The 4,303-nt window shown below is 67.1% G+C and carries 5 protein-coding genes; all 5 read right to left on the bottom strand.

Annotation, left to right across the window (positions count from 1 at the left end):
• On the bottom strand, nt 1–834 hold an 834-nt coding region (locus tag AC1DBQ_RS22275), incomplete at its 3' end, for a S4 domain-containing protein (RefSeq protein WP_476930583.1).
• Between the two features lie 117 nt (nt 835–951).
• Nucleotides 952–1,686, bottom strand: a complete 735-nt coding sequence (gene scpB, locus AC1DBQ_RS22270; RefSeq protein ID WP_476930582.1) for an SMC-Scp complex subunit ScpB — start codon at nt 1,684–1,686, stop codon at nt 952–954.
• On the bottom strand, nt 1,683–2,561 hold the full coding sequence (locus AC1DBQ_RS22265; RefSeq protein ID WP_476930581.1) for a segregation and condensation protein A: 879 nt from the start codon (nt 2,559–2,561) through the stop codon (nt 1,683–1,685). Before AC1DBQ_RS22265 ends, scpB begins: the two co-directional genes overlap by 4 nt.
• Nucleotides 2,562–2,605: 44 nt before the next feature.
• Nucleotides 2,606–3,505, bottom strand: a complete 900-nt coding sequence (locus tag AC1DBQ_RS22260; protein ID WP_476930580.1) for a ParA family protein — start codon at nt 3,503–3,505, stop codon at nt 2,606–2,608.
• Nucleotides 3,506–3,828: 323 nt separating this feature from the next.
• Nucleotides 3,829–4,303: cation:dicarboxylate symporter family transporter (locus AC1DBQ_RS22255; RefSeq protein ID WP_476930579.1), on the bottom strand; the 475-nt coding region annotated here is incomplete at its 5' end.

The raw sequence follows: 4,303 nt of genomic DNA, 5'->3' as shown, positions 1-4,303 counted from the left end.
GCGTTCGCCATGGTGGTTGCGCACGAAGTCGCTKACGCACGGGCGTCCGTCCGGATCCTCCATGGTGGAGACAACGCCCTTGGGCTTGTTGAAGACCATGTAGACCATGTTCTCGTCCAGCTGGATGCGCAGGCCGTCGACGTGGATCACGGCGGTCTTCGGGTCAACGCGCATGCCGAGCTCGGTGACGACGTGGCCGTCGACCTCGACGCGGCCTTCGGCGATCATTTCCTCGCAGACACGCCGCGAGGCGACACCTGCGGAKGCCATGACCTTCTGCAGGCGGATACCGTCGGCGTCGTGCAGCTCAGACTGCGGCACCTCGCGGCGCGGTCCGCGGTTGCGGGCGGGCTTACGTACCGGTCCGAGGTTCTGGCCKAAACGTTCGCTGCCGAAGGCGCGGGGACCGGCAGCCCTGGCGGCGCCGGTGCGCGGCTTGGGCTTGAGCGCACCGGGAGTGCCGGGCTCCTTGCCGAAACCGGGCTTCCTGGCTCCGGGCTTGCGGGCCGCGCCCGTGCCGGTCGGACCTTTCGACTTCCAGTCACCGGAGGCCGGCCGGGACGCCGGGGCGCCGGGAGCCTGCAGGTCCGGATCGATGAAGGCCTCTTCGCGAGGCTTGGGGTGCTTGAAGGGGCGGTCKCCGCCACCCTTGGAGAAGTCACGGCCTCCCTTGCCGCCGGCTGCGCGCGGGGCGCCGCCCTGGACCGGGCCGCGGCCGGTGCCGCCCTGGCCGGTCTTGCCTTGACCGGCGCTGCTGCGTCCGGCACTGCTTTGTCCGGCGCTGTTGCGTCCCGAACTGTTACGTGGTGAACCCTGGCGTCCCGCCTGTGTCATGACCCGTCCTTACGTTGGTGGCCTGCGGCCGCTGTCTCCCGACAACACCCGCCGGCCGGGCAAATTGTTCTGCCCGGTGGATACTCGTGTGCAGGCGTTTGCCTGCACTGGTACTGCTTACATTCTTCCTGCGTCGTAGAACTCCTCGATGCCTTCCAAGCCTGGAAGGTGGGGGGAAAGCTGCGGCAATTCAGCCGTCGAGCCGATTCCCATCCGCTCAAGGAAATACGATGTCGTCCGGTACAGGATGGCTCCGGATTCGGGATCGGTTCCCGAATCCTCGATCAGCCCACGCTGCGTCAGCGTCCGCACGACAGAGTCAACATTGACTCCTCGAATTGCAGACACCCGCGCCCTTGAAACGGGCTGGCGGTAAGCGATGACGGCGAGCGTTTCGAGCGCCGCCTGCGTCAGCCTGGCTGTTTGGCCCTCCAGCACGAACCCGCCCACGATCTCGGCGAACTCCGCACGGGAATAGATCCGCCAGCCTCCGGCGATATTCCGCAATTCAAAACCCCGGGGGGCGGCATTGTTGCCGTCAGTATTGCCAATGTTGCTGCTGGTCTGGCTGGCGACGTCCGCATCCGGGGCATTAACAGTATAGCCGTTATACTCCCGCTGCAGTTCAGCCAGCAGGGAATCGACGACGTCGACCGTMAGGTTCAGTCCGGCCGCCAGGGCCGTGGGGGTGGCCGGCTCGTCGATCACCATCAGGACAGCTTCGAGGGCCGCGCGGGCGCCGCCCGGCAGGCTGGCGAGGTCGGGTCCGGTGTCCGGCCCTGCTTCGGGCCCGGCGTCCGGCCCGGCGTCTTCGGCTTCGCCCCGCGCCGCCTCAGGGAGTCGTTCGTTCACGGCTGGTCCTCATATTCTTCACTCAGATTTTCGCTGCTCCACCCGTGGKAATCGGCCGTMCAGTGCACGGTCAGGTCCCCGAGCGGCAGCAGCTGGTCAAAGCCCACTGCGCGGTCGCKGAACAGCTCCAGCAGCGCCAGGAACCGCGCCACCACCACCAGGGTGGATTCGGCGTCGGCGATCAGCGCCCGGAACGTCAGCGGCGTGCCCAGCCGCAGCCTGTTTCCCAGCAGCTCGGCCTGTTCCTTGACGCTCACGGGCGCGCCGTGCAGGTGCGCCAGGCCCACTTCAGTGGGGGCCGCTTCCTTGGGCTTGAGGGCGGCTTCGGCCAAACCGGCGAACTGCTCCGGGGTGTGCCGCCAAAGCAGTTCCGGCAACAGGGCCGCGAAGTGCCCCTCCAGGGCGACCTGCCGGGGGAAGCGCCGGGCTTCGAGCTCGAGGGTMGAACCGATCATGCCGGCCACCTGCTTGAAGGCCTTGTACTGCAGCAGCCGCGCGAACAGGAGGTCGCGGGCCTCCAACAGGGCGATGTCCTCCTCGTCCTCGACCTCGCCCGCGGGCAGCAGCCGGGCCGCCTTAAGGTCCAGGAGGGTGGCCGCAATCACCAGGAATTCGCTGGCCTCATCGAGGGCCCACTCCTCCCCCAGCCGTTGCAGGCCCCTGATGTACTTGATGAATTCGTCAGTGACGGTGGCCAGCGCCACCTCGGTGATGTCCAGCTGATGCTTGGAGATCAGGCCGAGCAGGAGGTCGAAGGGACCGGTGAAGTTAGCCAGGCGCACTTCGAATCCGGGCTTCTTCCCGGCGTGCCCGTCCGGGACCTCAGGTGCGGCCGGGACCTCAGCAACTGCCGGATCCGCGGGTTTCACGGGCATGTCGAGCTCCGCCGGCGGAGAGAGGGCGCCTGCCATGTTCCTGGCTAGGGCGCGCCGCCGCGCGAAATCAGCTCTTTGGCCAGGCGGCGGTAGGCGTCKGCRCCGRCGTGGTTGCCCGCGTAGGTGGTGATGGGTTCGGCCGCCACCGTGGCGTCGGCAAACTTGATGGAKCGCTTGATGACRGTTTCGAAGACCTTGTCGCCGAAGGCCTCGACGAGGCGGGCGATCACCTCGCGGCCGTGCAGGGTCCGGGCGTCGTACATCGTGGCGAGGACGCCGTCCACCTGCAGGCGCGGGTTGAGGCGGTCCTGGACTTTGTCGATGGTTTCCACGAGCAGCGCGACGGCGCGCAGGGCAAAGAATTCACAGATCAGCGGAATGATGACGCCGTGGGCGGCGGTCAGCGCGTTCACGGTCAGGAGCCCGAGCGAGGGCTGGCAGTCGATCAGGACGACATCGTAGTCGTCCTCCACCTTCTTCAGTGCCCKGTCCAGGACCTGCTCGCGGGCGACCTCGTTGACCAGCTGCACTTCGGCGGCGGAGAGGTCGATGTTGGCCGGCAGCAGATCCACGTTCTCCACACCGGTCTTCTGGATGGCGTCGCGGATGTCCACCTTGCGGTCCATCAGCACGTTGTAGACGGTGAGGTCGAGCTCATGCGGGTTGGTGCCCAGGCCTGCGGACAGGGCACCCTGCGGATMGAAGTCCACCAGGAGCACGCGTCSGCCGTATTCGGCCAGGGCGGCGGCAAGGTTGATGGTGGACGTGGTTTTACCCACTCCGCCCTTCTGGTTCACCATGGCGATGACCCGCGCAGGGCCGTGGGAGGACAGCGGCGCGGGCTCCGGAAAGTCGCGTTGGGGGCRCCCGGTGGGGCCCATGACGGCGTCTTCCAGATCGAGTTCGATGCCTTCCAGAGTTGCTGAACCCTGTTCGCTGCTCACGTATCTATCCACACTTTCGATGACGGTGATTGTCGTGCTCGGTATTGCTCGCCAAGCTCCCGGACTAGGCTCCGGAGCCGAGCGTGTTTCCTCCCAAGGTTACAGCGCCCGACACGGTATTCGGCGGACCTTGACAACCGCCGTCATCTGAGCCTTGACCTTCCGGTAGAAGTCGAAGGTTAGTGTCGGAAATGGTATGGCCGCCTCGAACGGGGCCCCGGGCCGCCGCGACGGGACGCCCGGTCCGCAACGGCAAAGAAACTGCCCGGACGCTGGTGGGMGTCCGGGCAGTATTCCTTGATTGGCGGGGCAGGCGTAGCCGGCTACGCGTAGGCCGGGGCGGCCGGGGCCGGCTCGGCCTGCGGCTCCGGGGCCGGGCCGTGGCCGGCGATCATGGTCTCTTCGTCGAACGGCTCGGCACCGGCAAGCACGCGGTCCACCCGGCCGCCGTCGATCTCCTTGACCCAGGTGCCGATCAGCACGGTGGCCACGGCGTTGCCGGTGAAGTTGGTCAGTGCCCGGGCCTCGGACATGAAGCGGTCGATGCCCACGATCATGCCCACGCCGCCAAGCAGTTGCGGGGCATGTGCCTGCAGTCCGGCGGCCAGGGTGGCGAGACCGGCCCCGGTGACACCGGCGGCACCCTTGGAGGCGATGATCATGAAGATCAGCAGCGAAATMTGGGCGCCMAGGTCCAGGGGCGTTCCCATGGCGTTGGCGACGAAGAGCGAGGCCATAGTCAGGTAGATGGCGGTGCCGTCCAGGTTGAAGGAGTAGCCGGTGGGAACAGTAACGCCC

This window comes from Arthrobacter sp. 10T413_2, from assembly GCF_056394205.1.
Note: the sequence above shows the minus strand (reverse complement) of the source record. Positions and strands in the feature narration are given on the sequence as shown.